The organism is Streptomyces sp. NPDC019531, assembly GCF_044903305.1.
GTDB lineage: Bacteria > Actinomycetota > Actinomycetes > Streptomycetales > Streptomycetaceae > Streptomyces.
The window spans coordinates 46,260-62,097 of sequence record NZ_JBJDQL010000021.1 but is presented as its reverse complement, the minus strand read 5'-3'; the positions used below and the strand labels follow the sequence as shown (position 1 = coordinate 62,097).

17 protein-coding genes are annotated in these 15,838 nt (G+C 69.9%); 7 read left to right on the top strand and 10 right to left on the bottom strand.

Going from position 1 to position 15,838, the window contains the following annotated elements:
* Positions 1-309: 309 nt before the first annotated feature.
* From ACI2L1_RS23790 to ACI2L1_RS23770, 5 genes are read right to left on the bottom strand one after another with little or no spacing between them, the layout of a single operon-like run.
* On the bottom strand, positions 310-1,401 hold the full coding sequence (locus ACI2L1_RS23790; RefSeq protein ID WP_404741362.1) for an amidohydrolase family protein: 1,092 nt from the start codon (positions 1,399-1,401) through the stop codon (positions 310-312).
* A gap of 14 nt (positions 1,402-1,415) precedes the next feature.
* The gene (locus ACI2L1_RS23785; protein ID WP_404741361.1) at positions 1,416-2,219 is read right to left on the bottom strand and encodes a PIG-L deacetylase family protein; all 804 of its coding nucleotides are present in this window, start codon (positions 2,217-2,219) and stop codon (positions 1,416-1,418) included.
* Between the two features lie 54 nt (positions 2,220-2,273).
* Complete coding sequence (locus tag ACI2L1_RS23780; RefSeq protein WP_404741360.1) at positions 2,274-3,056, bottom strand: amino acid ABC transporter ATP-binding protein; 783 nt, start codon at positions 3,054-3,056, stop codon at positions 2,274-2,276.
* Positions 3,053-3,886 carry an amino acid ABC transporter permease gene (locus tag ACI2L1_RS23775; RefSeq protein ID WP_404741359.1) on the bottom strand — a complete coding sequence of 278 codons (834 nt, stop codon included), beginning with the start codon at positions 3,884-3,886 and terminating at the stop codon, positions 3,053-3,055. Before ACI2L1_RS23775 ends, ACI2L1_RS23780 begins: the two co-directional genes overlap by 4 nt.
* The gene (locus ACI2L1_RS23770) at positions 3,883-4,746 is read right to left on the bottom strand and encodes a transporter substrate-binding domain-containing protein (protein ID WP_404741358.1); all 864 of its coding nucleotides are present in this window, start codon (positions 4,744-4,746) and stop codon (positions 3,883-3,885) included. Before ACI2L1_RS23770 ends, ACI2L1_RS23775 begins: the two co-directional genes overlap by 4 nt.
* Positions 4,747-4,919: 173 nt before the next feature.
* On the opposite strand from ACI2L1_RS23770, the gene ACI2L1_RS23765 reads away from it, so the two are divergent.
* Positions 4,920-6,011, top strand: a complete 1,092-nt coding sequence (locus tag ACI2L1_RS23765; protein WP_404741357.1) for a pyridoxal-phosphate-dependent aminotransferase family protein — start codon at positions 4,920-4,922, stop codon at positions 6,009-6,011.
* Between the two features lie 94 nt (positions 6,012-6,105).
* Here the strand turns inward: ACI2L1_RS23765 and ACI2L1_RS23760 are convergent, their stop codons facing one another.
* On the bottom strand, positions 6,106-7,038 hold the full coding sequence (locus ACI2L1_RS23760) for an SDR family NAD(P)-dependent oxidoreductase (protein ID WP_404741356.1): 933 nt from the start codon (positions 7,036-7,038) through the stop codon (positions 6,106-6,108).
* A 104-nt stretch (positions 7,039-7,142) separates the two neighbouring features.
* Here ACI2L1_RS23760 and ACI2L1_RS23755 point away from each other — a divergent pair, with 104 nt between their 5' ends.
* The 6 genes from ACI2L1_RS23755 (at position 7,143) to thpD (ending at position 12,045) form a co-directional block, all read left to right on the top strand.
* Positions 7,143-8,012 (top strand): helix-turn-helix transcriptional regulator, encoded by an 870-nt coding sequence (locus tag ACI2L1_RS23755; RefSeq protein WP_404741355.1) that lies wholly within the window; start codon positions 7,143-7,145, stop codon positions 8,010-8,012.
* An 18-nt stretch (positions 8,013-8,030) separates the two neighbouring features.
* The gene (locus ACI2L1_RS23750; protein WP_404741354.1) at positions 8,031-8,558 is read left to right on the top strand and encodes a DinB family protein; all 528 of its coding nucleotides are present in this window, start codon (positions 8,031-8,033) and stop codon (positions 8,556-8,558) included.
* 307 nt (positions 8,559-8,865) lie between these two features.
* Positions 8,866-9,378 (top strand): diaminobutyrate acetyltransferase, encoded by a 513-nt coding sequence (ectA, locus tag ACI2L1_RS23745; RefSeq protein WP_404741353.1) that lies wholly within the window; start codon positions 8,866-8,868, stop codon positions 9,376-9,378.
* A 38-nt stretch (positions 9,379-9,416) separates the two neighbouring features.
* Positions 9,417-10,700 carry a diaminobutyrate--2-oxoglutarate transaminase gene (gene ectB / locus ACI2L1_RS23740; protein ID WP_404741352.1) on the top strand — a complete coding sequence of 428 codons (1,284 nt, stop codon included), beginning with the start codon at positions 9,417-9,419 and terminating at the stop codon, positions 10,698-10,700.
* A 33-nt stretch (positions 10,701-10,733) separates the two neighbouring features.
* On the top strand, positions 10,734-11,153 hold the full coding sequence (locus ACI2L1_RS23735; protein ID WP_404741351.1) for an ectoine synthase: 420 nt from the start codon (positions 10,734-10,736) through the stop codon (positions 11,151-11,153).
* A gap of 4 nt (positions 11,154-11,157) precedes the next feature.
* Positions 11,158-12,045 (top strand): ectoine hydroxylase, encoded by an 888-nt coding sequence (gene thpD, locus ACI2L1_RS23730; RefSeq protein WP_404741350.1) that lies wholly within the window; start codon positions 11,158-11,160, stop codon positions 12,043-12,045.
* Positions 12,046-12,048: 3 nt separating this feature from the next.
* On the opposite strand, the gene ACI2L1_RS23725 is transcribed toward thpD, so the two are convergent.
* The 4 genes from ACI2L1_RS23725 to ACI2L1_RS23710 all read right to left on the bottom strand — a co-directional run bounded on the left by ACI2L1_RS23725 (position 12,049) and on the right by ACI2L1_RS23710 (position 15,800).
* The gene (locus ACI2L1_RS23725; RefSeq protein WP_404741349.1) at positions 12,049-13,071 is read right to left on the bottom strand and encodes a maleylpyruvate isomerase family mycothiol-dependent enzyme; all 1,023 of its coding nucleotides are present in this window, start codon (positions 13,069-13,071) and stop codon (positions 12,049-12,051) included.
* A 135-nt stretch (positions 13,072-13,206) separates the two neighbouring features.
* Positions 13,207-13,815, bottom strand: coding sequence for an RNA polymerase sigma factor (locus ACI2L1_RS23720; protein ID WP_404741348.1), 609 nt, complete (start codon positions 13,813-13,815; stop codon positions 13,207-13,209).
* Between the two features lie 99 nt (positions 13,816-13,914).
* On the bottom strand, positions 13,915-14,976 hold the full coding sequence (locus tag ACI2L1_RS23715) for an aminotransferase class V-fold PLP-dependent enzyme (RefSeq protein ID WP_404741347.1): 1,062 nt from the start codon (positions 14,974-14,976) through the stop codon (positions 13,915-13,917).
* A gap of 98 nt (positions 14,977-15,074) precedes the next feature.
* On the bottom strand, positions 15,075-15,800 hold the full coding sequence (locus ACI2L1_RS23710; RefSeq protein ID WP_404741346.1) for a DsbA family oxidoreductase: 726 nt from the start codon (positions 15,798-15,800) through the stop codon (positions 15,075-15,077).
* Between the last annotated feature and the right edge of the window lie 38 nt (positions 15,801-15,838).

The window sequence follows — 15,838 nt, the reverse complement described above, 5'->3', positions numbered from 1 at the left end:
GGGCTTTCCACAAGCGAAGTCGACCTTGGTGGTCGGTTGGGGTGCCCCTGGTTGTCCATGGGGGCTCCGGGGGCAACTCTGTGTGCGTCGCGTGATCATGTCCGGGGGCGGGTCACGCGTGGCTTCCGGAGGCTTGGGGACTCGCCGTCGCTGTGTGGACGCGCCCTGTTTCTCCAGCGCAAAGGGCGGCCGTGCTCAGAGATCCGGGGACCACGCCATGCGGGTGAGCGTGGTTCGGGACGGCCCGGGAGATGTCGAGCCCGGTACGGTGGTGGGCCCCGCAGAGAGGACTCGCTCGGGGCCTCGAAACTACTCGGCCACCCTGCCGTTCAGCACGATCCGGGCCGGGGCCGCCAGCACGCGGACGTCGGTGCGGGGGTCCTGTTCGTAGACCACGAGGTCCGCGGCCGCGCCCTCGTCGAGTCCCGGCCGTCCCAGCCACTTCCGGGCACCCCACGTAGTCGCGGACAGCGCCGCCACCGGAGGAATTCCGGCAGTCACCAGTTCCGCGACCTCCGCCGCCACCAGGCCGTGCGGGAGAGTGCCGCCCGCGTCCGTGCCGACGTAGACGGGGATGCCGGCGTCGTAGGCGTTGCGGACGGTGTCGTAGCGGCGTTCGTGCAGGCGGCGCATATGGGCCGACCAGCGGGGGAATCTGGACTCGCCGCCGTCCGCCAGCTTCGGGAAGGTCGCGATGTTGACCAGGGTCGGGACGATCGCGACGCCCCGGGAGGCGAACAGCGGGATCAGGTCCTCGGTGAGGCCCGTCGCGTGTTCGATGCAGTCGATGCCCGCCTCGACCAGGTCCTGGAGGGAGTTCTCGGCGAAGCAGTGCGCGGTGACCCGGGCGCCGAGGCGGTGGGCCGCCGTGATCGCCGCCTCCACCGCGTCCCTCGGCCAGCTGGGGGCCAGGTCGCCGACCTCGCGGTCGATCCAGTCGCCGACCAGCTTGACCCAGCCGTCACCCCGGCGGGCTTCCTGGGCGACGTACGCGACGAGGTCCTCGGGCTCGATCTCCCAGGCGTAGTTCCTGATGTAGCGGCGGGTGCGGGCGATGTGCCGGCCCGCCCTGATGATCTTCGGGAGGTCCTCGCGGTCGTCGACCCAGCGGGTGTCCGAGGGCGACCCGGCGTCGCGGATGAGGAGGGTGCCCGCCTCCCGGTCGGCCAGGGCCTGCTTCTCGGCCACGTCCTGGTCGACCGGGCCGTGCGCGCCCAGGCCCACGTGGCAGTGCGCGTCCACCAGGCCGGGCAGCGCCCAGCCCGACACCGTACGGATGTCACGGGCGGCGACGGGACGGTCGTAGGAGATCCGTCCGTCCACCAGCCACAGCTCGTCCCGGACGTCCTCGGGGCCGACCAGGATCCGGCCCTTCACGTGCAGCACCGCGTGATCGTTCATGCACCGCACCCTAGTCAGCCGGGCGTCGCTGTTCCCAGGGTGGTGGTCCCTCGAAGGCGAGCTGCTGGACGTCGAAGAGGACCGCCGCCTCGATGCCGAGGGCGGGGCCGCCCTGCCGGGTGGCCCAGGTCAGGAAGGGGCGCGGCTCGAAGGCCCCCGGCGCCGAGGCCCTTGGTGTACTCGGCGTGCGCGGCCGGCGAGGCGATACCCCGCTCCAGTGGTTCGCCGGAGACGTCCACGCCGTGGGTGGGACGGTCAGGGCCCGCGACAGCCACGAAGCGGACCCCGCCCCAGGGTTCGAGGCCCTCGTCGGCGAGTTCGGGGAAGATCCACCGGTGGCCGGCGTCGCGTGCCGCGTCCAGCGCGGCCAGGCCCACCACGCGATGGTCGGCCTGGTTGACCACACCGGCCACCATCCGCACGGGGTACGCCCCCGTCAGCACGACCTCGGGCCGGGGCCGCCGGATCGAGCGCACGACGCCACGGCGCAGGGCCGGGCCGCCCTCGATCATCCCGTCCCGGTGGTCGAGGAACTCGACCGTGTCCACGCCCACTTCACGCGCTCCGGGCCGTTCCTCGGCCTCTCGCAACGGGGCCGCCTGATCCGGGTGCAGTGCGTCGATGCCGGCCTCGCCGCGGGTGGCCGGCAGAGAGGTGACCCGCTTCCCCTGGGCCGTCCAGCGGGCCACCGCGGAGGCCGTGCCGTACGCGATGTCGTCCGGGTGCGCCGCCACGGCCAGACGGCGCTCCCAGTCCTCCGGCAGCGGGGGCAGGGTGCCACCCGTCGCGAAGCCGCCCGTGTTGCCGAGAGTCGTCATGTCCGAATGATGGCGGTTGTCGGACTGGGCGCAACAGGGAACGTACGTCCCCTTTCAGTCGTCGTTCTCCTCCACCTCGGCCATCGCGGGGTCGAGGAGCCGGGCGAGGAAGTGGCGGGTGCGCTCGTGCCCCGGATCGCCGATCACCTGGGCCGGGGCGCCGTCCTCGACGATCATCCCGTCGTCCATGAAGACGACCCGGTCGGCCACCTCGCGCGCGAAGGTCATCTCATGGGTGACGACCATCATGGTCATGCCCTCCCGGGCGAGCATCCGCATGACCGCGAGGACGTCTCCCACCAGTTCCGGGTCGAGGGCGGACGTGGGCTCGTCGAAGAGCATCACCTCGGGACCCATGGACAGGGAGCGGGCGATCGCGACCCGCTGCTGCTGGCCTCCGGAGAGGGAGGACGGGTAGGCATCGGCCTTCTCGGCGAGCCCCACCCGCTCCAGGTTCTCGGCGGCGACCTTGGCGGCCCGCGCCTTGTCCCGCCTGAGGACCCTGCGCTGCGGCAGCGTGAGGTTCTCGGTCACCGTGAGGTGCGGGAAGAGGTTGAACTGCTGGAAGACCATGCCGATACGGCGGCGTACGGCATCGATGTCGACGTCGGGGTCGGTGAGTTCGGTGCCGCCGACGAACACCTGCCCCTTGGTGGGCTCTTCGAGCAGGTTCACGCACCGCAGCAGGGTCGACTTGCCCGAGCCGGACGGCCCGATCACGCAGACGACCTCGCCCTGGCCGATCTCCAGGTCGATGCCCTTGAGCACCTCGTTGTCGCCGAACGACTTGTGCAGGCCGCGTACTTCGATCTCCGGCCTGCTCGCTTCACGGGTCATTTGACGGCCTCCTGGGCCTTGGCCTCCATACGGCGGACCACGAACCCGAGCGGGATCGTCACCAGCAGGTAGCACAGGCCCGCGACGAGGATCGGCGTGGAGTTGGCGGTCGTACTGGCCAGGTCACGGCCGTACTTGGACAGTTCGCGCTCCTCCAGGGTGACGCCGAGGAACAGCACCAGCGAGGAGTCCTTGAACAGGAGGACCAACTCGTTGGTGAGCGGCGGGAGGATGATCCGGAACGCCTGCGGGATGATGATCGAGATCATGGCGCGGGCCGGGGAGAAGCCCAGCGAACGGGCCGCCTCCATCTGCCCCTTGGGCACCGCCTGGATGCCCGCGCGGATCGTTTCCGCCATGTACGCCGCCGCCACCAGACCGAGGGCGAGGGCGACCTTGCCATACGTGCCGCCGACGATCTCCGTGCCCGGGAAGGCCAACGGGACGGCCACGCCGATGAAGATGAAGATCAGCAGGGCGGGCAGACCGCGGAAGATCTCGATGTAGACGCCGGCGAACCAGCGGTAGGGGCCTACCGAGGACAGCCGCATCAGCGCGATGACCATGCCCAGGACGAGTCCGACGACGAAGCCGGACAGCGTGTAGAGCACGGTGTTCTTCAGCGCCAGCGTGATGACGTCCGGGAACATCTGGTCGGCGATGTCCGCCTGCGCGAACTGGTTCTTCAGGCGCCCCCAGTCCGCCGAGACCGCGAAGGCGATCACGGCGGCGACGAAGACGACGTACTGGATTCCGCGGGACAGACTGCGCTTCTGACGCCGGGTCAGGCCCTTCTTGCGGGGCTGGAGTTGTGCGTCGGTGGCGGTCATGAGGCCGACGGGGACGCCGCGGACTCGTCGTACGGGCCGATCCACTTCTCGTAGAGCTTCTTGTACGTGCCGTCGGACTTGGCGTCCGCGAGCGCCTTGTTGACGGCGGCCAGCAGCTTGGTGTTGCCCTTCTTCACCGTGAAGCCGTACTGCTCACCGGTGTTGATGTTGTCGGCGATCTCGAAGGCGTCCGCGTTGGCCTTGGTCTTGAGCCAGCCCTGGACGACCGGGTAGTCGATGACGACGGCCTTGACCTGGCCGGCTCGCAGACCGTTGAGGACGGCGTCGGAGGACTCGAAGGAGACCGGGTCGAAGCCCTGGGCCTTGACGTAGTCCTCGCCGGTGGTCTGCGCCTGGGCACCGAGCTTCACCTTCTTGGCCTTGGCGTCGGCGAGCGAGGTGATCCCGCTGCCCTTGGCGACCAGGAGGGCCTGGGTGGCGTTGAAGTAGGGATCCGAGAAGTCGACGTTCTTCTTGCGCTCCTCGGTGATGGTCATGCCGGCCGCGGCCAGGTCGCATGCGCCGGAGTTGAGGAAGGCGCCGGTCTTGAAGTTCTCGAAGGGGGTGTCGAGGATCTCCTGCTTCACGCCGAGGTCCTTGGCGACCAGGTCGACCAGCGAGACGTCGAAGCCCTGCACCTTGCCGTCGATCTCCGACTGGAAGGGCGGGTACGGGAGATGGGTGCAGGTGGTGAGCTGTCCGGCCTTGACCAGTTCGACCCCGCCCGCGGCGGTCTTCGAACCACTGCCGCCGTTGTCGGTGGAGGTGCATCCGGAGGTGGTGGCAGCCACGAGCAGGAGCCCGGCCGTCGCGGTGGTGGCGGCCAGGACGCGGGTCCGGCGCCCGGAGGGGGTGTTCACGGAAGGCCTCCTGTGAGGGAACTGTGGGTTCCGATTATAAGGAGAAGTTTGGGTCTCTCAAACCAAACCGATGGCAACAAGGCTGCTCAGCCTGAGAAGTCACGAATGAGTAGAGGCACCTCAGGGGGATACTCTCGATCACGTCTACCCCAGTGAGCGAAGAGAGCACCGTCGTGACACACCCCTTCCTGGACCTGGCCCCGCTCAGCGCGGCGCAGTTCGCCTCGATCGAGGACCGTGTGGCGCGGCTGCTGCGCACCGAGCAGGACGTCGTGATCATGCAGGGCGAGGCGCTGCTGCCACTGGAGGGCGCGATCCGGGGGACGGCCGGGCCGGGGACGACCGCGCTGAACGTCATCACCGGTCCGTACGGGCAGACCTTCGGCGACTGGCTGCGGGACTGCGGGGCGACGGTGATCGATCTGGCGGTGCCGTTCCATACGGCGGTGACGGCAGAGCAGATCCGGGAGGCGTTCGCCGAGCACCCGGAGATCGACTTCGTGTCCCTGGTGCACGCGGAGGCGGCGACCGGCAACACGAACCCCGTCGCGGAGATCGGTGAGGTCGTACGGGCGCATGGGGCGCTGTTCTACCTCGACGCGGTGGCGTCGATCGGAGCGGAGCCGGTGCTGCCGGACGCGTGGGGTGTGGACCTGTGCGTGATCGGGGCGCAGAAGGCGATGGGCGGACCGGCGGGGGTGTCGGCGGTGTCGGTGAGCGAGCGGGCATGGGCGCGGATGGCGTCGAATCCGCGGGCGCCTCGGCGGTCGTACCTGTCTCTGCTGGACTGGAAGGAGCGCTGGATCGACGGCGGCCGCAAGGCATTGCCGCACGCGCCGGCGCAGTTGGAGATGCTGGCGTTGGAGGCGTGTGTCGAGCGGATCGAGGCGGATGGGCTGGACAGGGTGATGGCCCGGCATGCGTCGGCCGCGGCCGCGACGAGGGCGGGGGCCCTTGCCTTGGGCGGAGGGCTTGAGCCGTATGTGTACGACGCCGGGGAGGCCGCTCCTGTTGCTACGACGCTGCGGGCACCGGCCGGCGTTGTGGCGTCGGAGCTCGTCGCTTACGCGCTGAGTGTGGATCCTGGGGTGCCGTTGGCCGCGGGCGGGGGTGCGTTGGCCAAGGAGATGATCCGGGTCAATCACTACGGGGGCGATGCGACGGCGGGCGTGGTGCGGGCGAGTCTTGCGGCGTTGGGTTCCGCGTTGGCCGAGAAGGGGCTCGACGTGGATCTGGAAGGGGCACTCCGGGCCGCGTCGCGATAGGAAGTGCCACGATGTGTCGTCAGGCTTCTGCGGATTCGTCGTGACTGGTCGCGCCCACGCGGCGGAGCCGCATATCGATACAGCCCCGCGCCCCTCAAGGGGCGCTGTCGGTGCCCGGTGTTGTGAACCGTTCGGCTGTCTCCCAGAGGTCGGCTTCGCGTCGCCGGTCGTATGACTCCTTCGATGAGCGGGCGACTCGACTGCGGTCCACGTACGAGCCGCTCGGTGCCTGGATCGTCCCGAGGGCGACTTCGGCCAGGTGGCGGCCCGCGGCTTTGCGGTCTGTGGCGAGGGGTGTGAGGGTCAGCGCCGGGAGGATGCAGCGCATCGCGAAGCGGGAGGCGGGGCCTGCGTTGCGGGCCAGGCCCGTGGCGGGGACGAAGCCCGGGTTGTAGGCGACGGCCTCGATTCCGGGTGGCAGGCGGCGGGCGTACTCGTGGACCAGGTAGATCGTGGCCAGCTTGCTCGTCGAGTACGCGGTGCGGCCGGCGGTCGTGGTGTGCGGCCTGGGGAAGGCGCCCGGGCGGGCCAGGGTGTCCGGGCTCCTCCAGGACGGGCCCGGGACCATGCCCAGGTTGTGCCTGGCGTCGCCGAAGTGGGTGTCGCTGGTGGTGATCACGATCCGGGCGGGTGTCGTGAAGCGGTTCTGGAGCAGACGTACGAACAGGTGGTTGGCGAGCACATTGACGGTGAAGGTGGACTCCAGCCCGTCGGGTCCCTCCGTCAGCGCGTTCGTGTGCTGAATGCCCGCGTTGCCCACGAAGCCGCGCAGCGGCGGGAGTTCGCCGCGGTCAAGCCGGTCGCGGATGTCGGTTGCGGCCGAGTGGACGCTCTTCAACGAGCCGAGGTCCGCGGAGATGCAGGAGACCGTGGGCCCGCCCGCGCCGGGAACCGGGGTCGGCCGCGCGCCGGAGGATCCGCGGGCGACGACGAGGAGGTGCGTGTCCGGCGACCGGCGCAGGATGTGCTCCGCGGCGACGCGGCCGATACCACGGGTCGCGCCCGTCATCACGATGGTGTGCTGCATGGGGGACACGTTCGCCGGGTGCGGCGATGCCGACCAGTGCCGTGCCCGTCACTAGGACTGGGAGTACCCAGGCTCATCCGGCCCGGTACGGCGAGAATGAACCCATGGCTCCCTCCCTCCGTTCCGGTTTCGCCGGGCTGTTGCGTGCCTGGCGCGACCGGTTGTCCCCGGCCGACGCGGGCTTCGCCGCGATGGACGGGCGTCGTGCGCCCGGGCTGCGCCGTGAGGAACTCGCTCAACTGGCCGGGCTCTCCGTCGACTATGTGCTGCGACTGGAGCAGGGGCGGGCGAAGAATCCCTCGGCCCAGGTCGTCGGGGCTCTCGCGCAGGCCCTTCAGCTCTCCCGCGCCGAGCGCGATCAGTTGTACCGGAGTGCCGGGCTGCTGCCGCCTCAGGACGGGACGGTCAGTACGCATGTGCCGCCGGGGATCCAGCGGCTCGCCGCGCGGCTGGGCGATGTCCCGATCGGGGTGTTCGCCGCCGACTGGACGCTGGTGTGGTGGAACGCCATGTGGAGCGTCCTGCACGGCGACGCCTCCGTCGTCCCGGTCTCCGAGCGGAACCTCGCCCGTGCGCTCTTCGGCAACGGCGTCGCGCATGCCGCGATGCTTCCCGTGCGGTCCGAGCGCGGGCAGGACGCCTTCGCGATGTCGATCGTCGCCGATCTCAAGGACGCGGTGTCCCGGTACCCCCGGGACACCCGGCTGGGTCGGCTCGTGCGGGAGTTGCGGGAGGTGTCCGACGTCTTCGCCCGGCTGTGGGCCACGGAGACGGCCGCCGCCCCGCACACGTCCGACCGCAAGACGATCCGGCATCCCGAGGTCGGTGACCTCGTGCTCGACTGCGACGTCCTCGTCGTTCCCGGTGCGGACCTGCGCATGGTCACCTACACGGCGGCGGCCGGCAGCGGCGACGCCGGGAAGCTGGAGCTGCTTCGCGTCACAGCCGGCCGTTCCGCCGCCGCGCTTCCCTGACCGTGCCATGCTCGCCGTATGACCACCGACGCACCGCAGACGCTGCCCGACGGCCGCCCCATCCCTCTTCTGACCGGCGCCGAACTGCCCATGCTGGAGAGCTGGTTGGCCTTTCACCGGGCCACCCTGGAGCTGAAGTGTGCGGGGCTGGACGACGCGCAGGTGCGGATCGCGTCCGCCGAGCCGTCGCAGCTCACGCTGCTCGGGCTGGTGCAGCATCTCGCCGAGGTGGAGCGGAACTGGTTCCAGCGGGTGGTCGGGGGACTCGACGTGCCGCCCGTCTTCGAGGACGAGACCGGGTACGCGCTCGAACCGCGGCGCGGACTCGGCGAGGCGCTCACGGCCTGGCGGCGGGAGATCGCGCGGGGGCAGGAGGTCTGCGCCGGGCGGTCGCTGGAGGACGTCGGACACATCGCCGACGGACCCATGCGCGGCATCGGTGTCAGTGTGCGCTGGGTTTTCATTCACATGATCGAGGAGTACGCGCGTCACAACGGGCATGCCGACATCTTGCGGGAACGGATCGACGGGGTTACCGGGACATAATTCCCTGGGTAATTCCGGGGTTTTATCAGAGAACAGCTTCCCGTATTCTTCTGCCCGCTTTCTCGCAACCTAAACGCAAAGATTCTGCGAACGCCAGCCGACGCAATTCGGGTAGTTCTCGTGGAGGTTACACGGCTGTGACGCGTTACACACCTTGATCGATTTGCCCTTTATTTGTGGGGCAAAAACAGACAGAGCGGACAGCTCTCGCGCGGTCGTACGCGCCCGCGTGATAACACGCCGAGCGCCCGTACGGAACCCCACCCAGCAATGCAATTTTGAATTTCCCTCGGTAAATTCAATTCGCATGACTGCCGCACAAGCAGACCTGCAAATCGATCGGCCGACGGTCGCGGACGGAGCCGCGCTGTGGCGGATCGCCCGCGACTCCGAGGTTCTCGACCTGAACTCGTCGTACAGCTATCTGCTGTGGTGTCGCGACTTCGCCGCCACCTCGGCCGTCGCACGGGACGAGCGCGGGGAGCCGATCGGTTTCCTCACCGGGTACGTGCGGCCGGACCGCCCCGACACCCTGCTCGTCTGGCAGGTGGCCGTGGACCCGGCGTACCGTGGCCGGGGTCTCGCCGCCGCCCTGCTCGACGGACTGACCGCCCGGCTCGCCACCGAGCGCGGGCTGACCACCGTCGAGACCACGATCGCGCCGGGCAACACCGCCTCCGAGCGACTGTTCACGGCGTTTGCCGAACGGCGCGGCGCCGCCGTACAGCGCGAGGTGCTGTTCGACACCGGCCTGTTCCCCGACGGGCCGCACGACCCCGAAGTCCTGTACCGCATCGGTCCCCTCTCCCCCTCCGCCTGACCCGCCTGACCCCCCACGCACCCTAGGAGCGATTCGTCGTGACCATCACCCAGCCCGACCTCAGCGTCTTCGAGACCCTCGAGTCCGAGGTGCGCAGCTACTGCCGCGGCTGGCCCACCGTCTTCGACCGCGCGCAGGGCAGCCGCATGTACGACGAGGACGGCCACGAGTACCTGGACTTCTTCGCCGGCGCCGGTTCACTGAACTACGGCCACAACAACCCCGTGCTGAAACGGGCGTTGATCGACTACCTGGAGCGGGACGGCGTCACGCACGGGCTCGACATGTCGACCACCGCCAAGCGGGCCTTCCTGCAGGCCTTCCAGGACCACATCCTGCGGCCGCGCGACCTGCCGTACAAGGTCATGTTCCCGGGCCCGACCGGCACGAACGCCGTGGAGTCGGCGCTCAAGCTGGCCCGGAAGGTCAAGGGGCGCGAGGCCATCGTGTCCTTCACCAACGCCTTCCACGGGATGTCCCTGGGCTCCCTCGCCGTCACCGGGAACGCCTTCAAGCGGGCCGGCGCCGGGATCCCGCTCGTCCACGGCACTCCCATGCCGTTCGACAACTACTTCGACGGCACCGTCGAGGACTTCCTGTGGTTCGAGCGGCTCCTGGAGGACCAGGGCTCCGGACTCAACAAGCCGGCCGCCGTGATCGTCGAGACGGTGCAGGGCGAGGGCGGCATCAACGTGGCCCGCAAGGAGTGGCTCAAGGCGCTCGCCGAGCTGTGCGAGCGCCAGGACATGCTGCTCATCGTCGACGACATCCAGATGGGCTGCGGACGGACGGGCGCCTTCTTCTCGTTCGAGGAGGCGGGTATCACGCCGGACATCGTCACCGTGTCCAAGTCCATCAGCGGCTACGGCCTTCCCATGTCCCTCTGCCTGTTCAAGCCGGAGCTGGACATCTGGGAGCCGGGCGAGCACAACGGCACCTTCCGCGGCAACAACCCCGCCTTCGTCACGGCCACCGCCACCCTGCAGCAGTACTGGGCGGACGGGTCCGCGATGGAGAAGCAGACCCGCAAGCGCGGTGAGCAGGTCGAGCAGGGGCTCATCTCCATCACCGAGGAGAACCTGGCCGACGTGAAGGAGTACCGCGGGCGGGGGCTCGTGTGGGGCATGGAGTTCCACGACAAGGAGCGCGCCGGGAAGGTGGCGCACCGCGCCTTCGAACTCGGGCTGCTCATCGAGACGTCGGGCCCCGAGGGCGAGGTCGTGAAGCTGCTTCCGGCACTCACGATCACCCCCGAGGAACTGGACGAGGGGCTGAGCATCCTCGCCCGTGCCGTCCGGGAAACCGTCTCAGAATCCGTCTGAGAGACACATCTATCCAGGAGGTATCGCAGCACCGTGATCGTCCGTTCGTTCAAGGACATCGAAGGCACCGACCGGCATGTGAGGTCCGCGTCCGGCACCTGGGAGAGCAAACGCATCGTGCTCGCCAAGGAGCGGGTCGGCTTCTCGCTGCACGAGACGATCCTGTACGCGGGTACGGAGACGTCGATGTGGTACGCGAACCACATCGAGGCCGTCGTCTGCGTCGAGGGCGAGGCCGAGCTGACCGACCACGAGAGCGGGCGGACCCACTCGATCACGCCCGGGACCATGTACCTCCTGGACGGCCACGAGCGGCACACACTGCGGGTCAAGGAGGACTTCCGCTGCATCTGTGTGTTCAACCCGCCCGTGACCGGCCGGGAGGACCACGACGAGAACGGTGTCTACCCGTTGCTCACCGAACCTGACCTCACCGAACCCGAGGAGGTGTGACCGCATGACCACCGTCACCGATCTCTACCCCAGCCGCGGCGCCACCGAGGTGTCGACCCCCCGTAAGGACCCGGTCGTCTGGTCGGCGCCCGGCACGCCGGGACCGATCGCCACGGCCGAGCTGGAGTCGTTCGAGCGCGACGGCTTCCTCGCCGTCGACCAGATCGTCGGCCCCGACGAAGTCGCCGTCTACCAGCGCGAGTTGGAGCGGCTCATCAGCGCTCCGGAGATCCGCGCGGACGAACGCTCCATCATCGAGCCGCAGTCCAAGGAGATCCGCTCCGTCTTCGAAGTGCACAGGATCAGCGAGGTGTTCGCGAAGCTGGTGCGCGACGAGCGGGTCGTCGGGCGGGCCCGGCAGATCCTCGGCTCGGACGTCTACGTCCACCAGTCGCGGATCAACGTCAAGCCCGGTTTCGGGGCCAGCGGCTTCTACTGGCACTCCGACTTCGAGACCTGGCACGCCGAGGACGGCCTGCCCAACATGCGGACGGTGTCCGTCTCGATCGCGCTGACCGAGAACTACGACACCAACGGCGGCCTCATGATCATGCCGGGGTCGCACCGCACCTTCCTCGGGTGCGCGGGGGCCACTCCGAAGGACAACTACAAGAAGTCCCTCCAGATGCAGGACGCGGGCACGCCGTCGGACGAGGCGCTGACCGGGATGGCGTCCGAGTACGGCATCAAGCTGTTCACGGGCAAGGCCGGTTCGGCGACCTGGTTCGACTGCAACTGCATGCACGGCTCCGGGGACAACATCACGCCGTTCCCGCGCAGCAACGTGTTCATCGTGTTCAACAGCGTGGAGAACCAGGCCGTCGAGCCGTTCGCGGCTCCCGTACGGCGTCCTGAGTTCATCGGCGCGAGGGACTTCACACCGGTGAAGTGACCCTCACAGCCACGACAGCGACGCGGCCCGCTCCAGTACGTTCCGTACGGCGGCCGCGTCGCCCGTGGCGTTCCGGGGGACGGCGTGCGGCGCGTAACGTCCGCCGACCAGCAGGCAGAAGTCCACGGGATCCAGGGTGAGTTCGGCGGCCACGGGATCGCCGTCCGATCCCAGCACCCACTGCTCGCCGCCCCTCACCGCGAACAGCACGGGCGGTGCCCCGGCCCCCAGGGCCGCCCCGAGGATCCGCACGGCCAGCCGCACCAGCTGCCCCAGGTGCGCCTCGGGCGGCGGGGGTACGGGCATGCCCAGGGCGCGTCCGAGGTCGTCGGTGTGGATCCACGCCTCGAAGGCCCGCACCAGGAAGTGCTCGGTGACGGGCAGCCTGATCCCCATCAACAGCGTGGTCCCGGCGGCGAGTTCGGGGTCACGGGCATGCGCGGTGCCGAGCAGCGCGGCCGACTGCGCGGACCAGTCGGCGACGGTCTCCTCGGGCGTACGGCCGTACTCGTGGGCGATCACCTCGGCGGTACGCCGGTCCCAGGCGTCCGCCCAGTCCGCGTCCTCGTCGATGCGCGCGCCGGGCACCCGGGCGGCCAACCCCAGCCGTACGGCGAGGTGTTCGTCGGCGGCGAGCAGATGGGCGACGGTGGCGTGCACGTCCCAGTCGTGCACGACCGGGGTGGACCAGCGACCCGCCATCTCGGGCAGCAGCGCCTTGAGTCCGGCGACGGCGGCCGCGTAGGGGGCGGCGTGCCGGGCCACGCGGGGCGGGGCGGGGCGGGTGTGCCGGGCGCGGGTGAGAAGGGCGTCGAGGGGGGATGCCTGGACGCCGTCGTGCGTCGCGCGGGCCGGCTCGGGTGGCTGCACGTCCAGCAGTCGTACGGTCTCGCGCAGCCGTTCCGCCTCCGCCGCGCAGCTGTGGCACTCGGCCAGGTGCGGTGGGACCGTGCGCTCCTCGGCCGGTTCCAGGGCGCCGAAGGCCCAGGCGGCCAGCAGGTCTCGTACGCCGTCGTGATCGGTCACCGGATGCCCCCTTTCCCTGTGTTCCCCTGTCGCCGTCACGCCTCGGAGGCCGTCAGGTCTCCGTTGCCGTCATGAGTCTCCCGCCATCATGCCCCTGCCGTCACCATGCCCCTGTCGTCCATCCTCCTGTCGTCATCATGCGCCTCTTTCCAGCGCCGGGTCCGGTGGGTCCGCCAATGTCTCGGCCAAGGTGCGCAGCGCGGTGCGCAGACGGGTCTTCGCGGTGCCCTCGGGGATGCCGAGTTCGACGGCGGCCTGCCGGTAGGTGCGGCCCGCGAAGTAGGCGAGGTGCACCACCTCCCGCTGCGGCTGCGGGAGTTCGGCGAGGGCGGAGTGCAGCAGGATCGAACGTTCCCGGTCGACGACCGCCTCGGCGGGGCCGGGAGAGGCGTCCGGGATGGCGTGCAGCGCCAGGTCGTCGGCGAGGGCGTCCTTGCGGTGCCGGGCCTCGCTGCGCACCCAGTCGACGGCCCGCCGGTGCGCGAGCACCGACAGCCAGGTGCGCAGGCTGCCGCGTCGCGCGTCGAAGGCGTACGGCCTGCTCCACAGCTGTGCGAAGACCTCCTGCGCGACGTCCTCAGCCGCGGCCCGGCTGCGGGTCACGCGCACGGCGACCGCCCGCACCAGCCCGCCGTACACCCCGTACGCCTCGGCCAGCGCGGACTCGTCGCCGTACACCAGCCGCCGGTGCAATTCCGCGTCTGCGGGTTGCTGTACGGACGTCGTCCCGTCCGTGGACTCCACGGCACCACCACCCCTTGGTGCCCTTCCTAGCGTCCCGGGCGGCCCGGCGCCAGTGGTTCTGGAAGACAGGCGTTCGGTTCGAAAGCCTTCAGGGAGCCTTCAGGGAGTCAAGGCGTCGAGAAGCCGGTCGACATCGGCGGCCGTGTTGTAGAGATGGAAGGAGGCGCGCAGGTTGCCCGCCCGGTCGGAGACCTCGATCCCGGCGGCGCTCAACTCGGGCTGGCGGTGGCCGAGTCCGGGCACGGACACGATCGGTGAGCCGGGGGCCGACAGGGGGACGTGGCCGAGGTCGGCGAGTCCCGCTCGGAAGCGGTCCGCGAGGGCGAGGTCGTGGGCGCGTACGGCGTCCACCCCGAGTTCCTCCAGGAGTTCAAGGGAATGACGCGTCCCCGCGTAGGTGAACAGGGCCGGGCTGATGTCGAACCGCCGGGCGGAGTGCGCCGGTTCGGCGACCGGGCCGTAGCAGCTGTCCTTCGGGATCTCCCCCGAGACCCAGCCGGCGAGCACCGGCTTCAGATCGCCGAAGCCCTCGGATTCCGCCGGCACGACGAGGAAGGCAGCGCCGTGCGGGCCGAGCAGCCACTTGAAGGTGGTCGAGACGGTGTAGTCGTACGACTGCGCGTCCACCGGGAGCCAGCCCGCGGCCTGCGAGAAGTCGACGTAGGTGCGGGCGCCGTGTGCCCTCGCGGCCTCGCGCAGGGCGGGCAGGTCGGCGATCCGGCCGTCGGCGGACTGGGCGGCGCTGACCGCGACGAGGGCGGTGCCGGGGCGGACGGACTCGGCGAGCCGTTCCAGTGGCAGGGCGCGGACCTTGAGGTCGCCGCGGGTGTGGAAGGGGTTCACGACGGAGCTGAAGTCGTCCTCGGCGGTGAGGACTTCGGCACCGGGCGGCAGCGAGGCGGCGACCAGCCCGGAGTAGGTGGACACGGACGTACCGGCCGCGACCCGGGTGACCGGCACACCGGAGAGCCTCGCGAACGCGGCACGGGCCGCCTCCACGTCCTGGAACAGCGGATCCAGCGGCCTGCCCTCGGCACGGATCAGCGCGGCCTCCTGGAGCGCGGTCACGGTACGGGCGGGGAGCAGACCGCTGCTCGCGGTGTTGAGATAGGTGTTCTTCGGGGCGAACTCGGCACGGACGAGGCTCTCGAAGGTCTCCATGGGTCCACTGTGGGGCCAGGAGACCTGTCGGTCCATTGCGATTTTCTACGTGGTTCCGCCAAGGAACGCTTATATGTCCGCGCCGACCTGCGCGTTTGTCAGTCCTGCCGCGGTACGGCGCACCCGTCGGGGCCGCAGGCCTCGGCGCCGGCGTCGTTCTGGTCGATCAGCTGCAGCGGGGAGCGGTTGCCCCAGGCCTGGGTGAGGGCCTGGGTGAAGACCTCGGCGGGCTGGGCGCCGGAGACGCCGTACTTGCGGTCCAGGACGAAGAAGGGGACGCCGTTCGCGCCGAGCTCGGCGGCCTCGCGCTCGTCGGCGCGGACCTCGTCGGCGTAGGCGGTGGGGTCGGCGAGCACCTTGCGGACCTCACCGGCGTCGAGACCGGCCTCGACGGCGAGCTCCACGAGCCGCTCGTCGCCCTCGGTGAACAGGGAACGCTCCTCGGCGAAGTTGGCCCGGTAGAAGATCTGGACGAGCTCGTCCTGCCTTCCCTTCTCCTTGGCGAGGTGGAGCAGCCGGTGCAGGTCGAAGGTGTTGCCGTGGTCACGGTCACGGGTGCGGTAGTCGAGCCCCTCGGCCGCGGCCTGCGCCCCGAGGTTCTCCTCCCCGGCCTGGGCCTGCGCCTCACTCATGCCGTACTTCTTGCTCAGCATGGCGAGAACGGGCTGCACGTCCCCCTTGGCCCGCCCCGGATCAAGCTCGAAGGACCGGTGCACCACCTCGACCCCGTCCCGGTGCGGAAAGACCTCCAGCGCCTTCTCGAAGCGGGCCTTGCCCACGTAGCACCAAGGGCAGGCGATGTCGCTCCAGATCTCGACGCGCATGTCTACGGCTCTCTCCAGGTCGGACGGCTACGGAGACT

Bases quoted from the DNA above. Each gene is read 5' to 3' on its own strand.
- ACI2L1_RS23775 (WP_404741359.1), bottom strand. From the start codon at position 3,886: ATGACCGCCACCGACGCACAACTCCAGCCCCGCAAGAAGGGCCTGACC.
- ectA (WP_404741353.1), top strand. From the start codon at position 8,866: ATGACTGCCGCACAAGCAGACCTGCAAATCGATCGGCCGACGGTCGCG.
- ACI2L1_RS23710 (WP_404741346.1), bottom strand. From the start codon at position 15,800: ATGCGCGTCGAGATCTGGAGCGACATCGCCTGCCCTTGGTGCTACGTG.
- ACI2L1_RS23760 (WP_404741356.1), bottom strand. From the start codon at position 7,038: ATGCAGCACACCATCGTGATGACGGGCGCGACCCGTGGTATCGGCCGC.
- ACI2L1_RS23785 (WP_404741361.1), bottom strand. From the start codon at position 2,219: ATGACGACTCTCGGCAACACGGGCGGCTTCGCGACGGGTGGCACCCTG.
- ACI2L1_RS23715 (WP_404741347.1), bottom strand. From the start codon at position 14,976: ATGGAGACCTTCGAGAGCCTCGTCCGTGCCGAGTTCGCCCCGAAGAAC.
- ACI2L1_RS23755 (WP_404741355.1), top strand. From the start codon at position 7,143: ATGGCTCCCTCCCTCCGTTCCGGTTTCGCCGGGCTGTTGCGTGCCTGG.
- ACI2L1_RS23790 (WP_404741362.1), bottom strand. From the start codon at position 1,401: ATGAACGATCACGCGGTGCTGCACGTGAAGGGCCGGATCCTGGTCGGC.
- thpD (WP_404741350.1), top strand. From the start codon at position 11,158: ATGACCACCGTCACCGATCTCTACCCCAGCCGCGGCGCCACCGAGGTG.
- ACI2L1_RS23780 (WP_404741360.1), bottom strand. From the start codon at position 3,056: ATGACCCGTGAAGCGAGCAGGCCGGAGATCGAAGTACGCGGCCTGCAC.
- ACI2L1_RS23750 (WP_404741354.1), top strand. From the start codon at position 8,031: ATGACCACCGACGCACCGCAGACGCTGCCCGACGGCCGCCCCATCCCT.